Here is a 21,836-nt window from a genome sequence, read left to right as displayed (position 1 = left end):
CTCACCGGCCACAAACGCCGGCGAGGGGGCCTTCACGGACCTACAACGAGCTGTCTTACTTGGCGTCGGCCGTCTCGGCGTCGGCGGCGGGCGCCGGGGCCTCGGCAGCGTCGTCTTCCTGAACGACGATCAGGCTGATCTTGCCGCGGTTGTCGATGTCGGCGATCTCGACGCGGAGCTTGTCGCCCACGTTGACGACGTCCTCGACCTTGGCGATCCGCTTGCCGTTGCCCAGCTTGGAGATGTGCACCAGGCCGTCCTTGCCCGGCAGCAGCGAGACGAACGCGCCGAACGCGGCCGTCTTCACCACGGTGCCGAGGAAGCGCTCGCCGACCTTGGGCAGCTGCGGGTTGGCGATGGCGTTGATCAGGTCGATCGCCGCCTCCGCCGACGGGCCGTCGGCCGCGCCCACGTAGATCGTGCCGTCGTCCTCGATGGAGATGTCGGCACCGGTCTGCTCGGTGATCGAGTTGATCATCTTGCCCTTCGGGCCGATGACCTCGCCGATCTTGTCCACCGGGATCTTCACGCTGGTGACGCGCGGCGAGTACGGGCTCATCTCGTCCGGGCCGTCGATCGCCTCGGCGATGACCTCCAGGATGGTGAGGCGAGCGTCCTTCGCCTGCTTCAGCGCGGCGGCGAGCACCTCGGAGGGGATGCCGTCGAGCTTCGTGTCCAGCTGCAGGGCGGTGATGATGTCCTTGGTGCCGGCGACCTTGAAGTCCATGTCGCCCATGGCGTCCTCGGCACCGAGGATGTCGGTCAGCGCGACGTAGCGCGTCTCGCCGTCGACCTCGTCGGAGATGAGGCCCATCGCGATGCCCGCGACCGGCGCCTTCAGCGGCACGCCGGCGTTGTACAGGCCCATCGTGGACGCGCAGACCGAGCCCATCGAGGTCGAGCCGTTGGAGCCCAGCGCCTCGGAGACCTGGCGGATCGCGTACGGGAACTCGTCGCGCTTCGGCAGCACCGGCACCAGGGCGCGCTCGGCGAGCATGCCGTGGCCGATCTCGCGCCGCTTCGGCGAACCGACGCGGCCGGTCTCGCCGGTGGAGAACGGCGGGAAGTTGTAGTGGTGCATGTAGCGCTTGTGCGTCTCCGGGGACAGCGAGTCGATCTGCTGCTCCAGGCGAAGCATGTTCAGCGTGGTGACGCCCAGGATCTGGGTTTCGCCGCGCTCGAACAGCGCCGAACCGTGCGCCCGCGGGATCACGGCGACCTCGGCCGCGAGCGACCGGATGTCGGTGAGGCCACGGCCGTCCATGCGGATCTTGTCCGTGAGGACGCGCTTGCGCATGACCTTCTTGGACAGCGCCTTGAACGCGGCGCCGATCTCCTTCTCGCGGCCCGCGAAGGCTTCGCCCTCGCCGACGCCGACCTTCTCCAGGACGGCGGCCTTGACCTCGTCGGTCGCGGCGTCACGGGCCTGCTTGCCGGCGATCTGCAGCGCGTTCGCCAGGTCGTCGGTCGCGATCGCGGCGACGGCGTCGAAGGCGTCCTGCTGGTAGGCCAGGAAGACCGGGAACTCGCCGGTCGGCTTGGCGGCCACGTCGGCCAGCTTCTGCTGGGCCTCGCACAGCACCTTGATGAACGGCTTGGCGGCCTCGAGGCCCTCGGCGACCGAGACCTCGTCCGGCGCCTTGCCGCCCGCGGCGATCAGGTCGAGCGTGTTCTCGGTGCCTTCGGCCTCGACCATCATGATCGCGACGTCATCGCCGACGATGCGGCCGGCGACCACCATGTTGAAGGTGGCCTTCTCCAGCTGCGACCAGGTCGGGAACGCGACCCACTGGTCCTCGATCAGGGCGACGCGGACGCCGCCGACCGGGCCCGAGAACGGCAGGCCGGCGATCTGGGTCGACGCCGACGCGGCGTTGATGGCCAGCACGTCGTACGGGTCGTCCGGGTTGAGGCTCTGGACGGTGATGACGACCTGGATCTCGTTGCGGAGACCGTCGGTGAACGACGGGCGCAGCGGCCGGTCGATCAGGCGGCAGGTCAGGATCGCGTCGGTCGAGGGACGGCCCTCGCGACGGAAGAACGCGCCGGGGATGCGGCCGGCCGCGTACATGCGCTCCTCGACGTCCACCGTCAGGGGGAAGAAGTCGAAGTGGTCCTTCGGGTGCTTCGACGCGGTCGTCGCCGAGAGCAGCATCGTCTCTTCGTCGAGGTACGCGACGACGGCGCCGGCGGCCTGCTTGGCCAGGCGGCCCGTCTCGAAACGAACGGTGCGGGTACCGAACTTGCCGTTGTCGATCACGGCTTCGGTCTCGTGCACGGTGACTCCGGTGGAGTCGGTCATAGGGTGTTTCTCCTCTTTAGTTCCTTCTATACGGCGCGAGTCTCCCACCCTGGGACCCATTTCGCCTGAGGACGCTCGAGGAGTGATGCCGGTCTTCGATCGAAGCCCCCGGGACTCTTCCCGGAAGCCACTACCGAGGACCGGCGGACGGGTTCCCCGGGCGCGCTCGCGCCGTTCTTCTCTTAAAGCGAGGGGGAGCGACCGGCGGTCACTCCCCCTCGGGTTCAAGCTATCGGCGCAGGCCGAGACGCTGGATCAGCGCACGGTAACGCTCGATGTCCACCTTCATCACGTAGTTCAGCAGCCGGCGGCGACGGCCGACCAGCAGCAGGAGCCCGCGACGCGAGTGGTGGTCGTGCTTGTGAGCCTTGAGGTGCTCGGTGAGGCCGACGATCCGCTTGGTCAGCAGCGCGACCTGGGCCTCGGGGGATCCCGTGTCCGAGTCGTGCACGCCGTACTCGGCCAGGATCGACTTCTTTTCTTCGGTGGACAGCGCCACTTGTGTTGCTCCTCGAATGATCAGTGCCGTGCGGCCCCGGACGCGGAATGAACGCCGGGAAGTCGGTCACGGCCGCCACGGACTGCAGCCGAACCCGGTCACGACGTTACCAGCCCGCTGAACTGGGCCTTCAGGCGCCGTCCAGCTCGAAGGCACGGGCGACCCGGTAGCGGGTCGCGCCCCGTTCGCGTTCGCTGGTCATCAGCGCCACCTCGGTGGCAGGCCAGCGGCGGCTGGTGAAACCCAGCAGACGTTCGGTCCAACGCCCGGCGAGCCCCGGTTCTTCCCGGGGGAACCGCGCCAGCGTGAGGTGGGGCACGTACGGCCTCGCCTCGGCACCGGCCCCCGCGGCGAGCGCGAGCGGCGTCAGTTCGCTTCCGGCCGCAGTCAACCACAGCACCCCGGGGAACGTCGCGGCCTTTTCCAGCCGGACGTCGACGGCGGGCCGCCCGGCCAGCCGGTCCGCGAGCCACGCGGCGCGAGTGCCCACGTCGTCTTGCCCGTAGTAGGCGAGGGTGACGTGCCAGCGCTCCGGCGGCTCCCAGCGCAGGCCGTCCTCTACGTCACCGAGGGCTTCGGCGACCGCTTCGACGACGTCGTCGGGCGGAACCAGCGCGCTGAACAGGACCGGCATCAGGCGCCGTTGTCGGCCCGGCGCAGCAGGTCGGCGATGGCCGGGAACTCGTCGTCGAGCCGCTTGGCGGCTTCGCCCAGGTCCTCGTCCTCGGCCAGGTCACGCAGGTAGGCGAGGACCTTCGCGTCTTCGTTGACGACCGGGATGTTGTCGCGGCCGACGGTGGGCCGCGAGTCGCGGACGTCCTCCATCGCGGCCAGCATCGCGTCGCGGTTGCCGGCGGCGACCTCGGGCACCAGGATCTTGCGCTCGAGCATGATCATCCTGGCCAGCACGACCGGGTTGCCGATCTTCGCCCGCCGCCCGCTCATCACCTGGCTGAGCATGGGGGCGCTGATCCCGAGGACCTCGGCCAGGAACGCCTGCGAAACGTCGAACGCGACGACCAGCCGGCGGACCCGGTCGCCGAGCGGCTCCCCGTACCACTCGCGCTGCAACGCGATGTTCCGCTGGACGATCTTGTGGTCCTCCACCTGTTCCGCTCCCCTAGACCGCTTCGACCCGACTACCTGCGCGCACCGTCCGTGAGCATCTTGCCATCGCTGCCACGTGCGTGAACGCGAAACCGCCCTATTCGCCCCCGGTCGGGGCGTCCGGGGGCACCTGCAGTGCCTTTCTCGTCTCGACGACGTCGTCGTCGATCTGCGTGACCAGCCCGGCCGAGTCGGCGAACCGCACCTGGTCGCGCAGCCGCGTCACGAAGTCGATCGCCACGTGCTGGCCGTAGAAGTCCTCGTCGACGTCGAGGACGAACGCCTCGACGGTCCGCTCGCGCCCGGAGAACGTCGGGTTCGTCCCCACCGAGACCGCGGCGCGCAGCCGGCGCGACGGGTCCGCCGAGCGGGTGAACCAGGCGCTGTAGACGCCGTCGGCCGGGACGGCGGCGAAGCGCGGCGTCGACAGGTTCGCCGTCGGGTAGCCGAGCTCGTGGCCGCGGCCGTCCCCGCGGACGACGATGCCCTCCAGGCGGTGCGGGCGGCCCAGCGCCTCGGCCGCGGCGACGACGTCCCCGGCGTCGATGCACGACCGGACGTACGTGCTCGAGAAGGTGATCGCCGACTGGTCCTCTTCGGACAGTTCCTTGCCCTGCAGCTCGGCGCCGTACGCGGCGAAGCCGAACCGGCGGCCGAGGGTGCGCAGCATCGCGACGTCGCCCGCGGCCTTGGCCCCGAAGGTGAAGTTGTCGCCGACGACCACCGCGGCCGCGTGCAGCCGGTCGACGAGCACCTCGTGCACGAACTCCTCCGGCAGCAGCCGGGACAGCTCCAGGGTGAACGGCAGCACGCAGAAGACGTCGATGCCGAGGCCTTCGACGATCTCCGCCTTGCGCCGCAACGTGGTCAGCTGCGCCGGGTGGCTCCCCGGGCGCAGCACCTCCGACGGGTGCGGGTCGAACGTCAGCATGACGCTCGGCAGCCCGCGTTCGGCCGCCGCGGCCACGGTCCGGCTGACCAGCTCCTGGTGCCCGCGGTGGACACCGTCGAACACGCCGATGGTGACCACGCACCGGCCCCAGCCGCCGGGGAGGTCCCCCAGCCCACGCCACCGCAGCACGTCGAACTCCCGTCTCTCAGACGCCACCCTAGGCGGGCAGCAACACGACCACTGCCCGGGACACGCCTTCTTCGTCGGCGGCCAGGGCGAGCACCTTGCCGTCGGGACCGAAGAGCCCGTAGGTGCCCTCGACCCCGGCCGCCGGGATGCGCTGGCCGTGCCGGACCGCTTTCGCCGACGCGGCGTCCAGGTCGCGCCGCGGGAAGGCGGCGGCGACGGCGGCGTCGAGGTCGAGGCTCAGCTCGGGCGTCTCCTCGAGCCGGTCGAGGGTCTTCGCCTTGGCCAGGGTGAAGGGGCCGACCGTGGTCCGGCGGAGGGCTTGGAGGTGCCCGCCGACGCCTAGGTCGGCGCCCAGGTCACGGGCCAGCGCGCGGACGTAGGTGCCGGACGAGCACTCGACGACGGCGTCGACCTCGACGTGGTCCTCTTCGTGGCGGACGCCGAGGACGTCGAAGCGGTAGACGGTGACCGGGCGCGGCGGGAGGACGACCTCCTCGCCGGCGCGGACGCGGGCGTACGCGCGCTTGCCGTCGATCTTGACGGCGCTCACCGCGCTGGGCACCTGCTGGATGGCACCGGTCAGCTTCTCGACGCCGTTCGCGACGGCGTCGTCGGTGACGTCCTTCGTGTCCGCCGTCGTGAGGACCTCGCCCTCGGCGTCGTCGGTCGTCGTGCTGCTGCCGAGGCTGAGGGTGGCCAGGTAGGTCTTGCGGTCCAGCGCCAGGTGGCCGAGCAGCTTGGTGGCGCGCTCGATGCCGAGCACCAGCACGCCGGTCGCCATCGGGTCGAGCGTGCCGGCGTGCCCGACCTTGCGGGTGCCCATGATCCGGCGGGCACGGGCGACGACGTCGTGCGACGTCATGCCGGCGGGCTTGTCGACGATCACGAGACCGGGCGGCGGGGCGGGACGGCGGGGCGGTTTGGGGCTCGACACGCGGCAAACCCTAGCGGCCGCTTGTCGTGGTTCGATCAGGCCGCTCGGCCGGGCCACGATGGAGGCGTGACGGAGATCGAAGTCCGGGCCGCCCGGCCCGCCGAGTTCGAAGCGGTCGCCGCGCTCCGGTGGCGCTGGGTGGCCGAGCGGGACGGCCTGCCCGGCGACGGTCGCGAGGCGTTCGTGCGGGAGTTCGCCGCGTGGGCGCGGGAGAACGCGGCCACCCACCGCTGCCTCGTGCTGGTGCGCGGCCGCCAGGTGCTCGGGATGGCGTTCCTGGCCATCACCGCACGCGTGCCGACGCCGTCGGCGCCGTCGCGGGCCGCCGGGGACGTGCAGAGCGTGTACGTCGTCCCGGAGGCCCGCGACGGCGGCCTCGGCGGGCTGCTGATCGAAGGCGTCCTGCGGCTGGCCGGGGAGCTCGGGCTGGAGCGGGTCACCGTGCACTCGTCGGCGCGGGCCGTGCCGGCTTACGAGCGACGCGGGTTCTCGGTGGCGCCGCAGCTCATGCAGGCGCTGGTCAGGCGGCCACGATCGGCGTCTCGGGCAGAGCGGCGTCCCAGCGACGGCGGGTGATGCGCACCGGCAGCTCCTCGCCACGGGCTTCGGCGAGGAACAGCTGGGCGCGCGTCCGGCGCCACCACACGAGCAGCCGGGACGTGCCCAGCGCCAGGATCGCGACGATCGCCAGCAGCGAGAGCCGGAAGCTCCCGCCGGTCCACTGCAGCAGGACGCCGACGAGCAGGGCCGCGATGGTCGTCGCCACGAAGCCGCCGACGTTGACCACGCCGGTCGCCGTCCCGACGCGGGACAGCGGGTTGTAGTCGCGGGCGAGGGCGAAGCCGATCATCGACGCCGGCCCGCCGAGGGCGAGGAAGGCGAACGCGGGCACCAGCACCGCCACCGGCACCTGCCCGGGCCAGCTCAGCAGCACCGCCCAGATCAGCGCGGCCCCGCCGATGTACCCGCCGACCAGCGGCATCCGCAGCGACGGGTACCGGCCGATCACGCCGCCGAGCAGCGGGCCGCCGGCCATCGAGCCGAAGACGAAGACGGTCAGCAGCGCGCTCGCGGTGGCCATCGACTGCCCCTGGCCCTGCACCAGCCAGGGCACGCCCCACAGCAGCGTCAGGGCGTTGGGGGCGAACATCGTGCTGAAGTGGACCCAGAAACCCAGGCGCGTCCCGGGCGTCCGCCACGCCTCGGCGACCTGGTGGGCGAGCTGGCGCGCGCGGACGGCTTCGCGGACCGGCGGTTTCTCCCCGGCCGGGACGTCGCGGACCCGGAGCGTCACGACCACGGTGTACAGGACGGTGACGGCGCCGGCCGCGAGGAAGGTCGGGGTCCAGCCGGCGCTGTCGAGCACCAGCGAGAGCGGGACGGTGGCGGCGAGGTTGCCGATGTAGCCGACGGCCGCGGTGAACGAAGTCAGCAGCGCGTACTGGCGGCCCGGGAAGTGGGCGGCGACCAGGCGCAGCACGCTGACGAACGTGAGCGCGTCGCCGAGGCCGAGGACGCCGCGGGCGACCAGGCCGAGGCCGTAGGAGTGGGCGACGCCGAGCAGAAGCTGGCCGGCGCCGAGCACCAGCACCGCGACGGTGAGGACGCGGCGGGGGCCGTAGCGGTCGACCAGGACGCCGGTCGGGATCTGCATCGCGGCGTAGACACCGACCTGCAGCACGGTGAACGTCCCGAGCGCGGCCGAGCCGACGCCGAAGCGCTCGGCCGCCTGCAGCCCGGCGACGCCGAAGGAGGTGCGGTGGAAGACCGCGAGGAGGTAGACGGTGACGGCGGCGAGCCAGATGAGCCAGGACCGGGCGGTGGCGCGGCCGGTGGCGGGCGGCACAAGTTCCTCCAGGGTTTCGGCGTTCCGATCATACGGACGCCTGCAGTGCCGTCCCTACTACTTGTAGCGCCTAAGCAACGACGAAACATAGCTGTTATCCCGGTGGCGTTCGCCACATGGTTGTATCTGAATGTTCTTCACATTCGGGGGTGGTTTCGTGACCGGGCTGCACGGGGCGCACGCGGTGATCACGGGCGGGTCCAGCGGGATCGGCCTGGCGACGGCGGCGGCGCTGGCCGCGCGCGGCGCGTCGGTGTCGCTGGTGGCGCGGGACGAATCGCGGCTGCGGAAGGCTTCGGTGTCGCTGAAGTCACGCGGTGCCTCGGTCCGGACCGCCGTCGCCGACGTCTCGTCGCAGGCCGAAGTGGAGCAGGCGTTCGCGGAGCTGGTGGCCGCGGCGGGACCGTGCGACGTGCTGGTGACGTGTGCGGGCCAGGCGCGTCCGGGCGAGTTCCTGGAGCTGGACGACGAGGTCTTCCGGCGGATGGTCGAGGTCGACTACTTCGGGACGCTGCACGCGGTCCGGGCGGTGGCGCCGTCGATGGTCCGGCGGCGGTCGGGGTCGATCGTGGCGATCTCGTCGGCGGCCGCGGTGCTGGGGATCTACGGGTACACGGCCTACGCGCCGGCGAAGTTCGCGGTGCGCGGGCTGATGGAGGCGTTGCGGGACGAGCTGAACCCGGCCGGGGTGCACGTCGCCTGCGTGTACCCACCGGACGTCGACACGCCGCAGCTGGTGGAAGAGAACCGCTGGAAGCCGGCGGAGACGGCGGCGATCAGCGGGACGATCCGCCCGATGGCGGCCGAGGCCGTCGCGTCGTCGATCGTCCGGGCGGTGGAGCGGGAGCGGTACGCGGTCTACCCGGACCGGTCGGTGGCCCTGCTCGCGGCGTTGGGTCCGCTGGCCGCGCCGTTCCTGCGCCGGATGGTGGACCGCCGGGTCCGTCACGCCCGCCGAGCCCGAGCCTGAAGGGGCATCACGCGTGATCAGGGAGGCATCACGCGTGTCTGGAGAGGCATCACGCGTGATTGGAGGGGCATCACGGCGATGCCCGCCCAATCACGCGTGATGCCCCGCCAATCACATGTGATGCCCGCTCAGTCACGCGTGAGGCCCGTTCAAGCACGTCAGGCGGGGCGGATGGCGCCGGTTACCGCCCAGTTTCCGGAGCGCCAGCGGACCAGGACGAACGCCAGGCGGAGGACCATGAACAGCGAAAGTCCGGTCCAGATGCCCGTCAGGCCCCAGCCGAAGCCCAGGGACGCCCAGATCAGCGGCAGGAACCCCAGTGCCGCGCTGCCGAGGGTCGCGTTGCGGAGGAAGGCCGCGTCGCCCGCTCCCAGCAGGACGCCGTCGAGGGCGAAGACCACCCCCGCGATCGGCTGCAGTGCCACGAAGAACCACCACGCGTGCGGGATCTCCGCCAGCACCCCCGGGTCGGACGTGAACGCGTGCGGCAGCACCCACGACAGCGCCGCGAACAGCACGCACAGGAAGCACCCCAGCAGCAGCCCGTACCCCGTGATCTGCGCCGCCACCCCCCGTGCCTGCCGCGCCGCGTTCGCCCCCAGTGCCGCCCCCACCAGGGACTGCGCCGCGATCGCCACGGAGTCCAGCACCAGCGCCAGGAACGTCCACAGCTGCAGCACCACCTGGTGCGCGCCGACCGCCTCGGTCGACGTCCGGGCCGCGACGGCCGCCGCCGAGACGAAGCACGCCTGGAACGCCAGGCTGCGCAGCACGAGGTCGCGGCCGAGGCCGAGCTGCGCGCGCATCACCGTGAAGTCCGGCCGCAGGCCGACCTTCTCCCGCACCAGGGCCGCGATGAACAGCGCCGCCGAGATCACCTGCGCGACGACGTTCGCGATCGCCGAACCCTCGAGCCCCAGCCCGGCCCAGTAGACGAGCACCGGGCAGAGCACGGCCGAGATCCCGTTGCCCGCCAGGACGTACCGCAACGGCTTCGCGGAGTCCTGGACCCCGCGCATCCAGCCGTTGCCGGCCATGGTGACCAGGATCAGCGGCGCCCCGAACAGCGCGATCCGGATCCACGACACCGCCGCCGACGCGACCTCGTCGCTGCCCGACAGCACCCGCGCGATCGGCCAGGCCAGCAGCTGCCCGGCGACCAGCACGAAGAGCCCGACGAACACCGCGAGCCACGTCGCCTGCACGCCCTCGCGGACGGCGTCGGCCCGGCGGCCGGCGCCGTGCAGCCGGGCGGTGCGCGACGTCGTGCCGTACGACAGGAACGTCAGCTGGCTCGACACCTGGGCCAGCACGACGCCGCCGAGCGCGAGCCCGGCCAGCGGCAGCGCGCCCAGGTGGCCGACCACCGCGGTGTCGACCAGCACGTACAACGGCTCGGCGGCCAGCACCCCGAGCGCGGGCACGGCCAGGCCGAGCACGCGCTTCGCCGGGATCCGCTCCGCTTCCTCCACGTTCACCACGATCCGGACTCTAACCGCCGGGACCGACAGTTCCGGCCGTCGGGAAGCTCACAGCAGCGGCGCCCGCTCCAGCGCCTCCCGCAACCCGGCCAGGACCTCCTCGGCGGTACCCGCGATCGTGCAGCCCGCGGCCTGCCGGTGCCCGCCGCCGCCGAACTCCGCCGCCACCGCCGAGACGTCGATCCCGATGGAGCGCAAGGAGATCTGCCACTGCGAAGGGTTCGTCAAGTCCTGTTTGAGCACCGCCGCGACGGCCGCCTCGCGCACCGAGCGGACGACGTCGATCACCGACTCGACCTCTTCGGCGCGCACCGTCCGCGCCGCGTCGACGCGGACCACGGCGTGCACGAAACCCTTACCCTGCGCGGCATCCGGTTCCAGAGAAGCCTCCCGCAGCACGGACGAGAGCATCGGCAGCCACGCGAACGGCCGCTCGTCGACGATCTTCCGCACCACCGCTTCGGCGTCGACGCCCGCCTCCAGCAGCCGCGCCGCCATCCGGTGCGTCTCCGGGCTCGCGCGGCGGAACCCGCTCGTGTCGGTGACGATCCCCGCGTAGATCCCGCGCGCGATCGGCTCGTCGAGCTCCACGCCCAGCGCGTCCAGGATCCGGAACACGAGGATCGCGCTGGCCTCGGCGGACTCGTCGACGACGTTGCAGGTGCCGTAGAACGTGTTGGTCGCGTGGTGGTCGACCACCAGCACCGCGCCGGCCAGCTCGACGCGCCCGGCGAGCCGGCCCAGCCGCTTCGGCACCGGCGTGTCGACGCAGACCAGCAGCGCCTCGCTGTCGGGCAGGTCGTCCGGGTGGGTCAGCAGGCCGTCCTCATCCAGCCACCTCAGCGTCTCCGGGGCCTCGTCGGGCTCGCCAAAGGACACTCGGACGCGAGCGCCACGCTGGAGCAGCGCCCGGCCGAGGGCGAGCGCGCTGCCGAGGGCGTCCGCGTCCGGGCGGACGTGGCCGAGCACCGTCACGTCGGTGGCCGACGCGAGCAGGGCGGCCGCGTCCCGGATGTCCTGCGCCAAAGTAGGGGTCACGGTGCGTCACGCTACGCTCTGCGGGATGCCTGAGTACGTGATCCTGGTCCACCCGTCCGCCAATCGGGTCTACGCCGCCTCCTCCCCCGCGCTGCTGCGCGCCGAGCTGGCGGTGTTCGGCGCGGCGCTGTCGGCCGAGCTGTCCGGGATCGAGGAGGTCGAGCTCGGCGGCGTCGGCTACGTGCGCTTCACCAGTTCGGCGCCCCTGGGCGAGCCCGACCTCGCGCTGCTGTCGAACCTGTCGTCGCTGTACGCGCTGTTCGAGCTCGGTGACGGCGTCCTGCGCCCGGTCACCGTGACGCCGCTGGCGAAGGCCGACTCGGACCTGCTGACCATCCTGAAGTACGCGGGCAAGACCAACGAGACGTTCACGAAGCTCCTACTGAACGTGACGCTGCTGGCGACCGCGGACCCGTTCTCCGGCAAGGCCAAGTACCTGCTGGACCCGCTGTGCGGCCGCGGCACGACGCTCAACCAGGCGATCATGTATGGCCTGCACGCGACCGGGCTGGACGTCGACGCCAAGGACTTCGAGGCCTACGAGGCGTTCATCAAGACGTGGCTGCGGGCCAAGCGCGTCAAGCACACCGCCGACTCGGGACAGCTGCGGCGCAACAAGGTCCGCCTCGGGCGCCGGCTCGACATCGAGTACGCGCTGGACAAGGAAGACTACAAAACGGGCGACACCCGCAAGCTCACGTACTTCCAGGCCGACACGCTGACGACCGACGAGGTGCTGCGCGCGAACTCGTGCGACGTGATCGTCACCGACGCGCCGTACGGCGTGCAGCACGGCAGCCACCGCGAAGCCGGTCTGCAGCGCAGCCCGCGCGACCTGCTCGCGGCGGCCGTCCCGGTGTGGACGCGCGTCCTGCGTCCCGGCGGGGCGCTCGGCATCTCGTGGAACACGACCGTGCTGCCGCGCGAAGAGCTCGTCGAGGTGCTGCGGAAGTCCGGGCTCGACGTCCGCGAAGGCGGGCCGTGGGAAGAGTTCACCCACCGGGTCGACCAGGCCATCCTGCGTGACCTGGTCGTCGCGGTGAAGCCCGCCTCCTGAGTCGACAAAGCGCTACTGGGTGAGCTCACCCCGCGCCGGTGCCGGCGCCTGCCCGTTCTCCTCCGGAGCCACCGGGGCCGGCGCGGGCGGCGTGCCCAGCCCGCGCTTCACCGAGTCCAAGATGGACAGACCCTGGCCGACGAGCCCCGCGGCCATCTCGCCGAGACCGTCGGCGCCGTTGAGGATGTTGACGTTCGCGCCGGACAGCCCGCGTCCCGCCTCCTTGACGATCTGCGGCAGCTGGTCGATGAGCATCCGGTCGAGCGCGACGCGGTTGTTCGACGCGGCCGCCTCGGCCTGCACGCGCATCTTCTCCGCCTCGGCCAGCGCCAGGATGCGGATCCGCTCGGCCTCGGCGTCGGCGGGCTTGATCACCTCGGCGACCAGCTGCTGCTGCCGCAGCTCGGCCTCGCGCTGGGCCAGCTCGGTGCGCGCGTCGATGACCTCCTGCTGCGCCTTCGCCTGCGCGAGCGGCCCGGCCTGGGCGGCCTCGGCCTGCGCCGCCTCGACCTCGGCGCGGTACTGCGCCTGCACGATCGACGTCTGCCGGGCGTACTCCGCCTGCGTCCGCTGCGACTTCTGCTCGGCCTCGGCCGCCGTCTGGTTCGCCACCGCCTGGGCGATCTGGGCGTCCCGCTGGATCGCGGCGTTGTGCGGCGCGGCCATCGCGGCGATGTAGCCGAGCTTCATGTCGTCGATCGACTGGATCTGCAGCGCGTCGACGGTCAGCCCGATCTTGGCCATCTCGACCGCGGAGCCGTCCAGCACCTCGGTCGCGAGCTTCTGCCGCTCGGTGATGATCTCCTCGACGGTCATCGACCCGATGATCGAGCGCAGGTGCCCGGCGAAGATCCGGCCGGTCAGCACGGACATCTGGTCCTGGTCGGACAGGAAGCGCTGGCCGGCGTTCACGATGCTCTCGGTGTCGTTGCCGACCTTGAACGCGATCACCGCCCGGACCGTCAGCGCGATGGCCTGTTTCGTGACGCACACTTCGGTCACTTCGGCCTCGCACATGGAAAGCGTCAGGAACCGGACTTTCCGGAAGACCGGCATGACGAACGCGCCGTGGCCGGTGACGACCCGGAACGGCGACGACCCGCTGCTGTGCTTGCCCCCGGAGATGAGCATCGCCTCGTTGGGGGCGGGAACGCGATAACCGAACATCGCTGTCCTTCCGCGAACACTTAGGAAGCAGGATCCGAGGCGTCCCACGCCACGACGTCGACCGTGCGCCGGCCCCGGGCTTCCACGACCAGGACGGTCGTGCCCTTCGGCAGCTCCGTGTCGGACCAGGCCAGGAAGGTTTCCAGCCCACCCCGGATCCTGATCAGCACCTCCCCCGGGCCCCGCTGCCCGCGGGTGCCGACGAGGAGGACTCCGGTCCGGCCGGCCGGCGAAAGGTCGGAGTGCACGGGTGCCCGACCTCCCCTCGGTGGCCGCCTCGGTGCGGGTGAGCCCCCGCTGGTTCCCATTGTGCTCCCGGCGGACGCGGGCGGCGGGCACTGTGAGGTTCCGATCAGGAGGCAACCACGCGGGTCTCTCGCGCGTGGGGACGGATGTCCGGCTTGGCTATACTCCGGAGCGTGACGGTCGAGCAACGCCCCCTGCGCGCGGACGCCCGGCGCAACCGGGAGGCGCTGGTCGCGGCCGCGCGGGAGGTGTTCGGCGCCAAGGGCGTCGACGCCCCGCTCGACGAGATCGCCCGCCGCGCCGAGGTCGCGATCGGCACCCTCTACAACCGGTTCCCGACGCGGGCGGACCTCGTCGAGGCGGCGTTCCTGCCGACGCTCGAAGAAGCTCGAGCCGTGACCGAAGAAGCCCTCGCCCTCGACGACCCCTGGGACGGTTTCGTGCTCTTCCTCGAACGGTCGGTCCTGATGCAGGTCAGCGACCGGGGCTTCACCGAAGTCTGCTCACGGGTCTTCGATCCGGCGTCCGGACTGGAGAAAGCCAAGCACGCCAACGCTTCCCGGATGAACCGGATCATCACCCGGGCCCAGGAGGCCGGGGCGTTGCGACGGGACTTCCGCGGCGAAGACCTGGCGATCGTGTTCGCCGCGGCGACGGCGACCCCCGACTGGCGGCGCGCGCTCGGCATGGTCCTCGACGGGCTGCGCGCGCGATGAGCTGGCTCGCGGACACCCGCACGTCGTACGACACGGTCGCTTCGAGCTACGCGGAATTCGCCTCGGACGCCTTGTCTTCCCAGCCCTACATGCGGGCGGCGCTGACCCTGTTCGCCGCCGAGGTCGACGGCCCCGCGGTGGACGTCGGCTGCGGCCCGGGTCAGTTCACGGCGTTCCTGCACTCGCTGGGCGTCGACGCGTCCGGCATCGACCTTTCACCGGCGATGATCGACATCGCTCGCCGGACGCACCCCGGCCCGCGGTTCGAGGTCGGTTCGATGACGGACCTGGCCCTGCCGGACGCGTCGGTGGCGGGCGTGCTGGCGTTCTGGTCCCTGATCCACGTCCCGGACGACGACGTCCCGGTGACCCTCGGGCACTTCCGGCGCGTCCTGCGGCCGGGCGGCCTGCTGATGATCGGCTACCACGTCGGCGCGGGAACCCGGCTGAAGACCGAGGGCTACGGCGGCCACCCGATGCGGGTGAACGTCCACCTCCGGCAGCCGTGGTGGCTGGCGAAGCGGGTGCGCGCGGCGGGGTTCACGGTCGAGGCGGAGTGGTCGCTGAACCCGGAAAACAAGGTGTCGCAAGCGATCCTGTTCGCGCGCGCGTCAGCTTAGGCGCTGTCCCACGAACTTCAGGACGTCCGGCAGGATCCCGCGCCAGTACTCGTCCTTGTGACCGCCCGGCGAAAACTTCGACACCGCCGGGTTCGCGGCCTTCACCAGCTTGCGGTTCGCGCCCAGGAACGGATCCGCGTCGCCGCACCAGATGCCCAGCTGCTCCGCGCGCAGCTCTTCCGTGTGCAGCAACGGTTCCTCCGCGCGCCAGTTGTCCTCGCCGGAGAACACCTTGCGGCTGCGGGCATCCGGCCAGCTGACGAACAGCGCCGCGCTCGCCGTGGCGACCGCCTTCAGGTCCGGGTGGGCGCGGGCGAAGCGCAACGCGCCGAAGCCGCCCATGGAAATGCCGAACACCGCCGACGCCGGACGCAGGTCGCGGCCCGCCAGCCAACCCGGGACTTCGTCGGTGAGCATCCGCTGCGGGTCGTCGCCGGACCCGACGTCGGCCCAGTAGTGGTCGCCGTCGACCGCGGCCACCGCGAACGGCGGGGTGCCGGCGCGCACGGCCGCCGTCAGCGCGGCGGGGACGCCCAGTTCGAGGAACGTCCGCGCGCGAGCGCCGCGACCGTGCAGGGCCAAGCACACCGGCAAACCCGACGACGGAACGCCTTCGGGGGTGATCAGGACCAGGTCGACGTCCGTGCCGCGGGCGGCCGACGGCATGCGCTGGACCGTCACCGGCTCACGCACCGGGGACGGACCGGTCGGCGCCGGCACCGCGGGCGGGCCCGGCGGCGGCCCGGACGGGGAAGCCGAGCAGCCCGCCAGCAGCGCCAGTGCGCTGCCGGCGAGCAAGCCGCGGCGGGAGAGCACGGGTCAGCCCCGGCTCTCCTTCTCCGCGAACTCGTCGACCTCGACGTCTTCGGTGTCGTCTTCGTCGTCGGCGTCTTCGCGAGGCGCCTTGTACGGGTCGACATCGCCGGCGTGCTGGGCACCGGCCGAGCGACGCGCGACCTCCGCGTCGGCCTCGCGGGCCTTCGCGAGGAGGTCCTCGATCCGCTTCGACTCCTCGGGGATGGTGTCCGCGACGAACGTCAGCGTCGGGGTGTAGCGGACCCCGGTGCCCTGCCCGACCTTCGTGCGGAGCATCCCGCGCGCCGATTCGAGCGCGGCGGCGGCGCCGGCGAAGTCCGGGGGGACGTCCAGCTTCTCGCCGAGCACCGTGTAGTACACCGTGGCGTCGTGCAGGTCGCCGGTGACCTTCGTGTCCGTGATGGTCACGTAGTCGAGCCGGGTGTCCTTGACCTCGTGTTCGATCGCGGACGCCACGATCTGCGAGATCCGCTTGGCGAGCTTGCGAGCCCGAGCCGGATCAGCCATGTCGTTCTCCTAGAAAAGTCAGTCGTCCGGGCCGAGCAGCCGGCGGTGCGCGGAAAGCAGTTCGAACTCCGGCCTGCTCGCCACGTACCGCTCACACGAGTCGAGCACGTCACGCACGTGTTCGCCACCTTCGGCGACCACGGCCACCCCGATGAGGGTCCGGCGGTGCAGGTCGGTGTGCCCGGCTTCGGCCACCGAGACGTCGAAGCGCTTGCGCACCTCCGCCAGCACCGGACGGACCACGGATCGCTTCTGCTTCAGCGAATGGACGTCACCGAGCAGGATGTCGAGCTCGAGGGCTCCGACGAACATAGGCAATGGGTGGTGTCGTAGGAATGGGAAGCGAATCCCCGGGTGTGCGGCCGAAACCGCACACCCGGGGACACACGCCTTACGCGCGCGGCTTCTCGCGCTGCTCGTAGGTCTCGATCAGGTCGCCGACCTTGAGGTCGCCGTACGAGCCCAGCGTGAGACCGCACTCGTAACCTTCACGGACCTCGACCACGTCGTCCTTGAACCGCCGCAGCGAGCTGATCGGCAGGTTCTCCGCCACGACGGTGCCGTCGCGGAGCAGACGGGCCCGGGCGTTGCGCCGGATCTCGCCGGACATGACCAGGCAACCCGCGATCGTGCCGATCTTGGAGGACTTGAAGACCTCGCGAACCTCCGCGCGGCCCAGCTCGACCTCTTCGTACTCCGGCTTGAGCATGCCCTTGAGGGCCTGCTCGATCTCGTCGATCGCCTGGTAGATGACCGTGTAGTACCGGACGTCGACGCCCTCGCGGGTGGCCCGCTCGGTCGCCTTGCCCTGGGCGCGGACGTTGAACCCGAGGACGATCGCGTCGGACGCGGTCGCCAGGTCGATGTCCGACTCGGTCACGCCACCGACACCGCGGTGGACCACGTTCAGCTCGACCTCGTCGCCGACGTCCAGCTGGAGCAGCGAGGCTTCGAGGGCCTCGACCGTACCCGAGTTGTCACCCTTGATGATCAGGTTGAGGCTGTTCGTCTCCTTCAAGGCGGAGTCGAGGTCCTCGAGGCTGACCCGCTTGCGGCGCGACGCGTTGAGCGCGTTGCGCGTGCGAGCGGCGCGGCGCTCGGCGATCTGCCGGGCGACGCGGTCCTCGTCGACCACCAGGAAGGTGTCGCCCGCACCCGGCACCGAGGTGAACCCGATGACCTGGACGGGACGCGACGGCAGCGCCTCGGTGACGTCGACGTTGTGCTCGTCGACCATCCGGCGGACGCGGCCGTAGGCGTCACCCGCCACGACCGAGTCGCCGACGCGCAGCGTGCCGCGCTGGACCAGGACGGTGGCCACCGGGCCGCGGCCGCGGTCGAGGTGCGCCTCGATCGCGACACCCTGGGCCTCCATGTCCGGGTTGGCCCGGAGGTCCAGAGCGGCGTCGGCGGTCAGCAGGATCGCCTCGAGCAGGCCGTCGATGTTGATGTTCTGCCGCGCGGAGATCTCGACGAACATCGTGTCGCCGCCGTACTCCTCGGCGACCAGGCCGTACTCGGTCAGCTGCTGCCGGATCTTGTCCGGGTTCGCGCCTTCCTTGTCGATCTTGTTGATCGCGACCACGATCGGGGCCTTGGCGGCCTGCGCGTGGTTGATCGCCTCGACCGTCTGCGGCATCACACCGTCGTCGGCCGCCACCACGATCACCGCGATGTCGGTCGAGTTGGCACCACGGGCACGCATGGCGGTGAACGCCTCGTGACCCGGGGTGTCGATGAAGGTGATCAGGCGCGGGTTGCCCTCGAGCTCGGTCTCGATCTGGTACGCACCGATGTGCTGCGTGATGCCGCCGGCCTCGCTCTCGCGGACCTTCGTCTTCCGGATCGTGTCGAGCAGTCGGGTCTTACCGTGGTCGACGTGACCCATGATGGTCACGACCGGCGGCCTGACCTGCAGGTCCTCTTCGCCACCGGCGTCGTCGCCGTAGGTGATGTCGAAGGTCTCCAGCAGCTCGCGGTCTTCTTCCTCGGGGCTGACGACCTGAACCGTGTAGTTCATTTCGCCGCCGAGCAGCTCGAGGATGTCGTCCGACACGGACTGCGTCGCGGTGACCATCTCGCCGAGGTGGAAGAGCACCTGCACCAGCGAAGCCGGGTTGGCGTCGATCTTCTCGGCGAAGTCGGTCAGCGAAGCACCCCGCGGCAGCCGGATCGTCTCGCCCTGCCCCTTGGGCAGGCGGACGCCGCCGACGCTGGGCGCCTGCATGTTGTCCATGTACTCCTGGCGCTTCTGCCGCTTCGACTTGCGACCCTTGCGCGAGGGACCACCCGGACGCCCGAAGGCACCCGCGGTGCCACCACGGCCACCGGGGCCACCACGGCCACCGCCGCCGCCGCGGAAACCGCCGCCGCCGGCCGGGGCACCGGTGCCGCCACCCGGACGGAAACCGCCACCGCCGCCACCGGGACCGCCGCCGCCGGGGCCGCCGCGGAAGCCACCGCCGCCGCCACCGCCACCGGGACCGCCGCGGAAGCCACCGCCGCCACCGCCACCGGGACGACCGCCGCCGCCACCGGGGCCGCCACGGGCGCCGCCACCGGGACCACCGCGAGCGCCACCGCCGGGACCGGCCGGGCGCTGCGTGCGGCCCGGCATCATGCCGGGGTTCGGCCGCGGGGGCATGTTGCCCGGGCTCGGCCGGTTGCCACCGGCGCCGCCACCGGGACGGGGAGCCGGACGGTCACCGCCGCCACCGGTCCCGCCGGGACGCGGCGGGCGGTTGTCGCCGCCCTGGCCGCCACCCGGGCGCGGGCCCTGCGGACGCGGCGGGGCGCCGGAACCGACGCCGAACGGGTTGTTGCCGACCCGCGGGGTGCGCGGACCGGGCTTCGGACCGCCGGGCTTGGGGCCCTGCGGCTTCGGCGGGACGACCGAACCGGTGTTGCCCGAGGGCGCGGCCGGGGTCTCCTGCTTGGGTGCGGCGGGCGCTTCGGCCTTCGCGGCCGGGACCTGCTCCTGGGGAGCGGGCGCGGCCGGCTGCTGACGCGGGCCGGGACGCGGACCGGGGCCCGCGGGACGGCCACCCGGTGCGGCGGCCGGCTTCGAAGCCGGTGCCTGCTGCTGCGGGGCCGCCGCGGGGGCGGCCTTCGCCGCGGGCGCCTGCTGCTGGGGAGCGGGCGACGCGGGCTTGGGCGCGGGAGCGCCCGGCTTGGCGGCCGGGGGCCCGGGGCGCGCCGACGGACCGGGGGTCGGAGCGGGCTTCTTGGCGCCCTTGGGCGCGTACGCGTCCCGGAGACGGCGGGCGACGGGCGCCTCGACCGTGGACGACGCGGACTTTACGAACTCGCCTTGTTCCTTCAACTTCGCGAGAACGTCCTTGCTGGTAATGCCGAGCTCCTTAGCGAGCTCGTGTACTCGGGCCTTGCCTGGCACAGCTCTCCTCATCTAGGGGAGGCCAGGCGGAGAACCCGCTGACCTCGTCCTTATTGTCTCGCGTTCATGGCTTCAGCTTCACGGCTGACTCATGACGGGTCGACCTGCTTCCTTGGTTCCTCGCGAAGCCGGGTATGTCCCGGCCTCGTGGTGCGAAGTGGTGCGCCCGACGTGCTCGCCGACCTCGCGAACGTCGAGCGCCCCGGGAGCCCGCAAGGCTCTCGGGAAGGCTCGCCGCCGTTCGGCCTTGGCCAGGCAGTCCGGGTCGGGGTGCAGCCAAGCTCCCCGGCCCGGCAGCCGCCGACGTTCGTCGACGACCACCCGCCCGGCCACCGCGACCACGCGCAGCAGCTCACCGATCAATGCCCGCCGCTTGCAGCCGACACAAGTCCGCACCGGAGAATTCCGGTGGGGCTGGTGCTCGGCTACCCGCCGCGGGCGTTGAACCACTCCTGAGTCTAGCGCTTCGACCTTCACTCAGCCGAACCGGTTGCCGCGGCGGGCCGCGACGGACCGGCGTGGTCTTGATCACCCTCGTCGTCCACCGGTGCGGCGTCGCTGCGGATGTCGATCCGCCAGCCGGTCAGGCGGGCGGCGAGGCGGGCGTTCTGGCCCTCCTTGCCGATCGCCAGCGACAGCTGGAAGTCCGGCACCACGACGCGGGCGGTCTTCGCCCGCTCGTCCACTACTCGTACCGAAACAACCTTCGCCGGGGACAGGGCATTCCCCACGAACCGGGCCGGATCCTCCGAGTAGTCGATGATGTCGATCTTCTCACCGGCCAGCTCGCTCATCACGTTGCGCACGCGCGCGCCGACCGGGCCGATGCAGGCGCCCTTGGCGTTCACGCCCGCCACGGTGGACTTCACGGCGATCTTCGTGCGGTGCCCCGGCTCGCGCGCGACGGCGGCGATCTCGACCGTCCCGTCGGCGATCTCCGGGACCTCCAGCGCGAACAGCTTGCGCACGAGGTTGGGGTGCGAGCGCGAGAGCGTGATCTGCGGGCCACGGTTGCCGCGCGAGACGGTGACGACGTAGGCCTTGATCCGGCTGCCGTGCTCGTACGACTCGCCGGCCACCTGCTCCGCCGACGGCAGCACGCCCTCGGTGTCACCCACCTGGACCACGACCATGCCGCGGGCGTTGGCGCGGGCGTCGCGCTGGATCACGCCGGCGACGATCTCGCCCTCCTTGGTGGAGAACTCGCCGAAGGTCTTCTCGTGCTCGGCGTCGCGCAGCCGCTGCAGGATGACCTGGCGCGCGGTGGTGGCGGCGATCCGGCCGAAGCCCTCGGGGGTGTCGTCCCACTCCTCGTCGGTCTCGCCGTCGTGGGTCAGCGTGCGCGCCAGCACGCGCACCAGGCCGGTCTTGTGGTCGATGTCGATGCGGGCGTGCGACTGGTGGCCCTCGGTGTGCCTGTACGCGGTGAGCAAGGCCGTCTCGATGGCCTCGATCACCGTTTCGAAGGGGATGTCCTTGTCCCGTTCGATCGCCCGCAGCGCGGCGATGTCGACGTTCACTTCTGCCCCTTCTCCGTCTCGGCGGCGATCATGCCGGACGCGTCGTCTTCGAGCAGTTTCAGGTCCTCGGCGGGCGGCTGCTTGAACTCGATCTCCACGACCGCCTTCGCCACGTCGGCGTAGCGGACGTCGCGGATCTTGCCGCCTTCGAGGACGCGGGCGGCGTCCTCGCCCGCGTGACCGACCCGGCCCACGAAGGCCGTGCCCTCGGCCGGGGTGATCTTCACCAGGCGGAACCGCGCGCGCCGCCAGTGCCGCCGCTCGACGAGCGGGCGGTCGAGGCCCGGCGAGGTGACCTCCAGCGTGTACGCGCTCGCGAGCACGTGCTCGTTCTCGTCGAGCGCCGCCGAGACCTTGCGGCTGACCTCGGCGACCTCGTCCAGCCCGACACCGTCGTCGGAGTCGACGACGACCTTGACCAGCTGCCGCCGGCCGGCCTGCTGCACCTCGAACGAATCGAGGTCGAAACCCGCGGCGGTGACGGCTTCGGCCACTATCGGCTGAAGCCGGCTGGCGAGTTCTCCTGGCACGTGGG

At 71.6% G+C, this 21,836-nt stretch carries 23 protein-coding genes; 5 read left to right on the top strand and 18 right to left on the bottom strand.

The window, feature by feature from the left end; all coding sequences use genetic code 11:
• Positions 1 to 55: 55 nt before the first annotated feature.
• From ACZ7PG_RS49410 to truB, 6 genes are all read right to left on the bottom strand, one after another.
• Positions 56 to 2,302, bottom strand: a complete 2,247-nt coding sequence (locus ACZ7PG_RS49410; RefSeq protein WP_470246178.1) for a polyribonucleotide nucleotidyltransferase — start codon at positions 2,300 to 2,302, stop codon at positions 56 to 58.
• 229 nt (positions 2,303 to 2,531) lie between these two features.
• Positions 2,532 to 2,801 carry a 30S ribosomal protein S15 gene (rpsO, locus tag ACZ7PG_RS49405; protein ID WP_003084034.1) on the bottom strand — a complete coding sequence of 90 codons (270 nt, stop codon included), beginning with the start codon at positions 2,799 to 2,801 and terminating at the stop codon, positions 2,532 to 2,534.
• Positions 2,802 to 2,931: 130 nt separating this feature from the next.
• On the bottom strand, positions 2,932 to 3,435 hold the full coding sequence (locus ACZ7PG_RS49400) for a 2'-5' RNA ligase family protein (protein ID WP_470246177.1): 504 nt from the start codon (positions 3,433 to 3,435) through the stop codon (positions 2,932 to 2,934).
• The gene (locus ACZ7PG_RS49395) at positions 3,435 to 3,908 is read right to left on the bottom strand and encodes an XRE family transcriptional regulator (RefSeq protein WP_470246176.1); all 474 of its coding nucleotides are present in this window, start codon (positions 3,906 to 3,908) and stop codon (positions 3,435 to 3,437) included. Before ACZ7PG_RS49395 ends, ACZ7PG_RS49400 begins: the two co-directional genes overlap by 1 nt.
• Before the next feature lie 97 nt (positions 3,909 to 4,005).
• Positions 4,006 to 4,989, bottom strand: a complete 984-nt coding sequence (locus ACZ7PG_RS49390) for a bifunctional riboflavin kinase/FAD synthetase (protein WP_470246175.1) — start codon at positions 4,987 to 4,989, stop codon at positions 4,006 to 4,008.
• Positions 4,990 to 5,017: 28 nt separating this feature from the next.
• Positions 5,018 to 5,923: a tRNA pseudouridine(55) synthase TruB gene (gene truB / locus ACZ7PG_RS49385; RefSeq protein ID WP_470246174.1), complete on the bottom strand. Its 906-nt coding sequence runs from the start codon at positions 5,921 to 5,923 to the stop codon at positions 5,018 to 5,020.
• A gap of 66 nt (positions 5,924 to 5,989) precedes the next feature.
• Between truB and ACZ7PG_RS49380 the strand changes: the two genes are divergently transcribed.
• Positions 5,990 to 6,499, top strand: a complete 510-nt coding sequence (locus tag ACZ7PG_RS49380; RefSeq protein WP_470246173.1) for a GNAT family N-acetyltransferase — start codon at positions 5,990 to 5,992, stop codon at positions 6,497 to 6,499.
• Here ACZ7PG_RS49380 and ACZ7PG_RS49375 read toward each other — a convergent pair.
• Positions 6,444 to 7,769, bottom strand: a complete 1,326-nt coding sequence (locus ACZ7PG_RS49375; protein ID WP_470246172.1) for an MFS transporter — start codon at positions 7,767 to 7,769, stop codon at positions 6,444 to 6,446. The two genes, ACZ7PG_RS49380 and ACZ7PG_RS49375, sit on opposite strands and share 56 nt — an antisense overlap.
• A gap of 157 nt (positions 7,770 to 7,926) precedes the next feature.
• Here ACZ7PG_RS49375 and ACZ7PG_RS49370 point away from each other — a divergent pair, with 157 nt between their 5' ends.
• Complete coding sequence (locus ACZ7PG_RS49370; protein WP_470246171.1) at positions 7,927 to 8,739, top strand: SDR family oxidoreductase; 813 nt, start codon at positions 7,927 to 7,929, stop codon at positions 8,737 to 8,739.
• A gap of 158 nt (positions 8,740 to 8,897) precedes the next feature.
• On the opposite strand, the gene ACZ7PG_RS49365 is transcribed toward ACZ7PG_RS49370, so the two are convergent.
• Together ACZ7PG_RS49365 and ACZ7PG_RS49360 are read right to left on the bottom strand one after the other, a co-directional pair.
• Positions 8,898 to 10,217 carry an MATE family efflux transporter gene (locus ACZ7PG_RS49365; RefSeq protein WP_470246493.1) on the bottom strand — a complete coding sequence of 440 codons (1,320 nt, stop codon included), beginning with the start codon at positions 10,215 to 10,217 and terminating at the stop codon, positions 8,898 to 8,900.
• 51 nt (positions 10,218 to 10,268) lie between these two features.
• Complete coding sequence (locus ACZ7PG_RS49360; protein WP_470246170.1) at positions 10,269 to 11,258, bottom strand: DHH family phosphoesterase; 990 nt, start codon at positions 11,256 to 11,258, stop codon at positions 10,269 to 10,271.
• 25 nt (positions 11,259 to 11,283) lie between these two features.
• On the opposite strand from ACZ7PG_RS49360, the gene ACZ7PG_RS49355 reads away from it, so the two are divergent.
• Positions 11,284 to 12,315 carry a TRM11 family SAM-dependent methyltransferase gene (locus tag ACZ7PG_RS49355; RefSeq protein WP_470246169.1) on the top strand — a complete coding sequence of 344 codons (1,032 nt, stop codon included), beginning with the start codon at positions 11,284 to 11,286 and terminating at the stop codon, positions 12,313 to 12,315.
• Between the two features lie 12 nt (positions 12,316 to 12,327).
• On the opposite strand, the gene ACZ7PG_RS49350 is transcribed toward ACZ7PG_RS49355, so the two are convergent.
• Together ACZ7PG_RS49350 and ACZ7PG_RS49345 are read right to left on the bottom strand one after the other, a co-directional pair.
• Entirely contained in the window at positions 12,328 to 13,482 is a 1,155-nt protein-coding gene (locus ACZ7PG_RS49350) for an SPFH domain-containing protein (protein WP_470246168.1), read from the bottom strand.
• Positions 13,483 to 13,502: 20 nt separating this feature from the next.
• Positions 13,503 to 13,730, bottom strand: a complete 228-nt coding sequence (locus tag ACZ7PG_RS49345; RefSeq protein WP_470246167.1) for a hypothetical protein — start codon at positions 13,728 to 13,730, stop codon at positions 13,503 to 13,505.
• 171 nt (positions 13,731 to 13,901) lie between these two features.
• Between ACZ7PG_RS49345 and ACZ7PG_RS49340 the strand changes: the two genes are divergently transcribed.
• Entirely contained in the window at positions 13,902 to 14,444 is a 543-nt protein-coding gene (locus ACZ7PG_RS49340) for a TetR/AcrR family transcriptional regulator (RefSeq protein ID WP_470246166.1), read from the top strand.
• Positions 14,441 to 15,064 carry a class I SAM-dependent DNA methyltransferase gene (locus tag ACZ7PG_RS49335; protein WP_470246165.1) on the top strand — a complete coding sequence of 208 codons (624 nt, stop codon included), beginning with the start codon at positions 14,441 to 14,443 and terminating at the stop codon, positions 15,062 to 15,064. The genes ACZ7PG_RS49340 and ACZ7PG_RS49335 overlap by 4 nt, the downstream gene beginning before the upstream one ends.
• Here ACZ7PG_RS49335 and ACZ7PG_RS49330 read toward each other — a convergent pair.
• From ACZ7PG_RS49330 to rimP, 7 genes are all read right to left on the bottom strand, one after another.
• Positions 15,056 to 15,880 carry an alpha/beta hydrolase gene (locus ACZ7PG_RS49330; RefSeq protein ID WP_470246164.1) on the bottom strand — a complete coding sequence of 275 codons (825 nt, stop codon included), beginning with the start codon at positions 15,878 to 15,880 and terminating at the stop codon, positions 15,056 to 15,058. The two genes, ACZ7PG_RS49335 and ACZ7PG_RS49330, sit on opposite strands and share 9 nt — an antisense overlap.
• A gap of 3 nt (positions 15,881 to 15,883) precedes the next feature.
• A complete protein-coding gene (rbfA, locus tag ACZ7PG_RS49325; protein ID WP_470246163.1) occupies positions 15,884 to 16,387 on the bottom strand; it encodes a 30S ribosome-binding factor RbfA in 504 nt (167 codons plus the stop codon).
• An 18-nt stretch (positions 16,388 to 16,405) separates the two neighbouring features.
• Positions 16,406 to 16,699, bottom strand: a complete 294-nt coding sequence (locus ACZ7PG_RS49320) for a DUF503 domain-containing protein (RefSeq protein ID WP_470246162.1) — start codon at positions 16,697 to 16,699, stop codon at positions 16,406 to 16,408.
• Positions 16,700 to 16,778: 79 nt separating this feature from the next.
• Complete coding sequence (gene infB / locus ACZ7PG_RS49315) at positions 16,779 to 19,781, bottom strand: translation initiation factor IF-2 (RefSeq protein ID WP_470246161.1); 3,003 nt, start codon at positions 19,779 to 19,781, stop codon at positions 16,779 to 16,781.
• Between the two features lie 78 nt (positions 19,782 to 19,859).
• Positions 19,860 to 20,177 (bottom strand): YlxR family protein, encoded by a 318-nt coding sequence (locus ACZ7PG_RS49310; protein ID WP_470246160.1) that lies wholly within the window; start codon positions 20,175 to 20,177, stop codon positions 19,860 to 19,862.
• A gap of 77 nt (positions 20,178 to 20,254) precedes the next feature.
• The gene (gene nusA / locus ACZ7PG_RS49305; RefSeq protein ID WP_470246159.1) at positions 20,255 to 21,301 is read right to left on the bottom strand and encodes a transcription termination factor NusA; all 1,047 of its coding nucleotides are present in this window, start codon (positions 21,299 to 21,301) and stop codon (positions 20,255 to 20,257) included.
• A complete protein-coding gene (gene rimP, locus ACZ7PG_RS49300; protein ID WP_470246158.1) occupies positions 21,298 to 21,831 on the bottom strand; it encodes a ribosome maturation factor RimP in 534 nt (177 codons plus the stop codon). The genes nusA and rimP overlap by 4 nt, the downstream gene beginning before the upstream one ends.
• Positions 21,832 to 21,836: the final 5 nt, after the last annotated feature.

It is taken from the genome of Amycolatopsis sp. NPDC114504 (genome assembly GCF_055633595.1).
This window is presented reverse-complemented; position numbering and strand designations above follow the sequence as displayed.

Excerpts from the sequence above, each read along its gene's own strand:
- ACZ7PG_RS49410 (WP_470246178.1), bottom strand. The coding sequence starts at position 2,302 with ATGACCGACTCCACCGGAGTCACCGTGCACGAGACCGAAGCCGTGATC.
- ACZ7PG_RS49400 (WP_470246177.1), bottom strand. The coding sequence starts at position 3,435 with ATGCCGGTCCTGTTCAGCGCGCTGGTTCCGCCCGACGACGTCGTCGAA.
- ACZ7PG_RS49355 (WP_470246169.1), top strand. The coding sequence starts at position 11,284 with ATGCCTGAGTACGTGATCCTGGTCCACCCGTCCGCCAATCGGGTCTAC.
- ACZ7PG_RS49350 (WP_470246168.1), bottom strand. The coding sequence starts at position 13,482 with ATGTTCGGTTATCGCGTTCCCGCCCCCAACGAGGCGATGCTCATCTCC.
- ACZ7PG_RS49335 (WP_470246165.1), top strand. The coding sequence starts at position 14,441 with ATGAGCTGGCTCGCGGACACCCGCACGTCGTACGACACGGTCGCTTCG.
- rbfA (WP_470246163.1), bottom strand. The coding sequence starts at position 16,387 with ATGGCTGATCCGGCTCGGGCTCGCAAGCTCGCCAAGCGGATCTCGCAG.
- ACZ7PG_RS49320 (WP_470246162.1), bottom strand. The coding sequence starts at position 16,699 with ATGTTCGTCGGAGCCCTCGAGCTCGACATCCTGCTCGGTGACGTCCAT.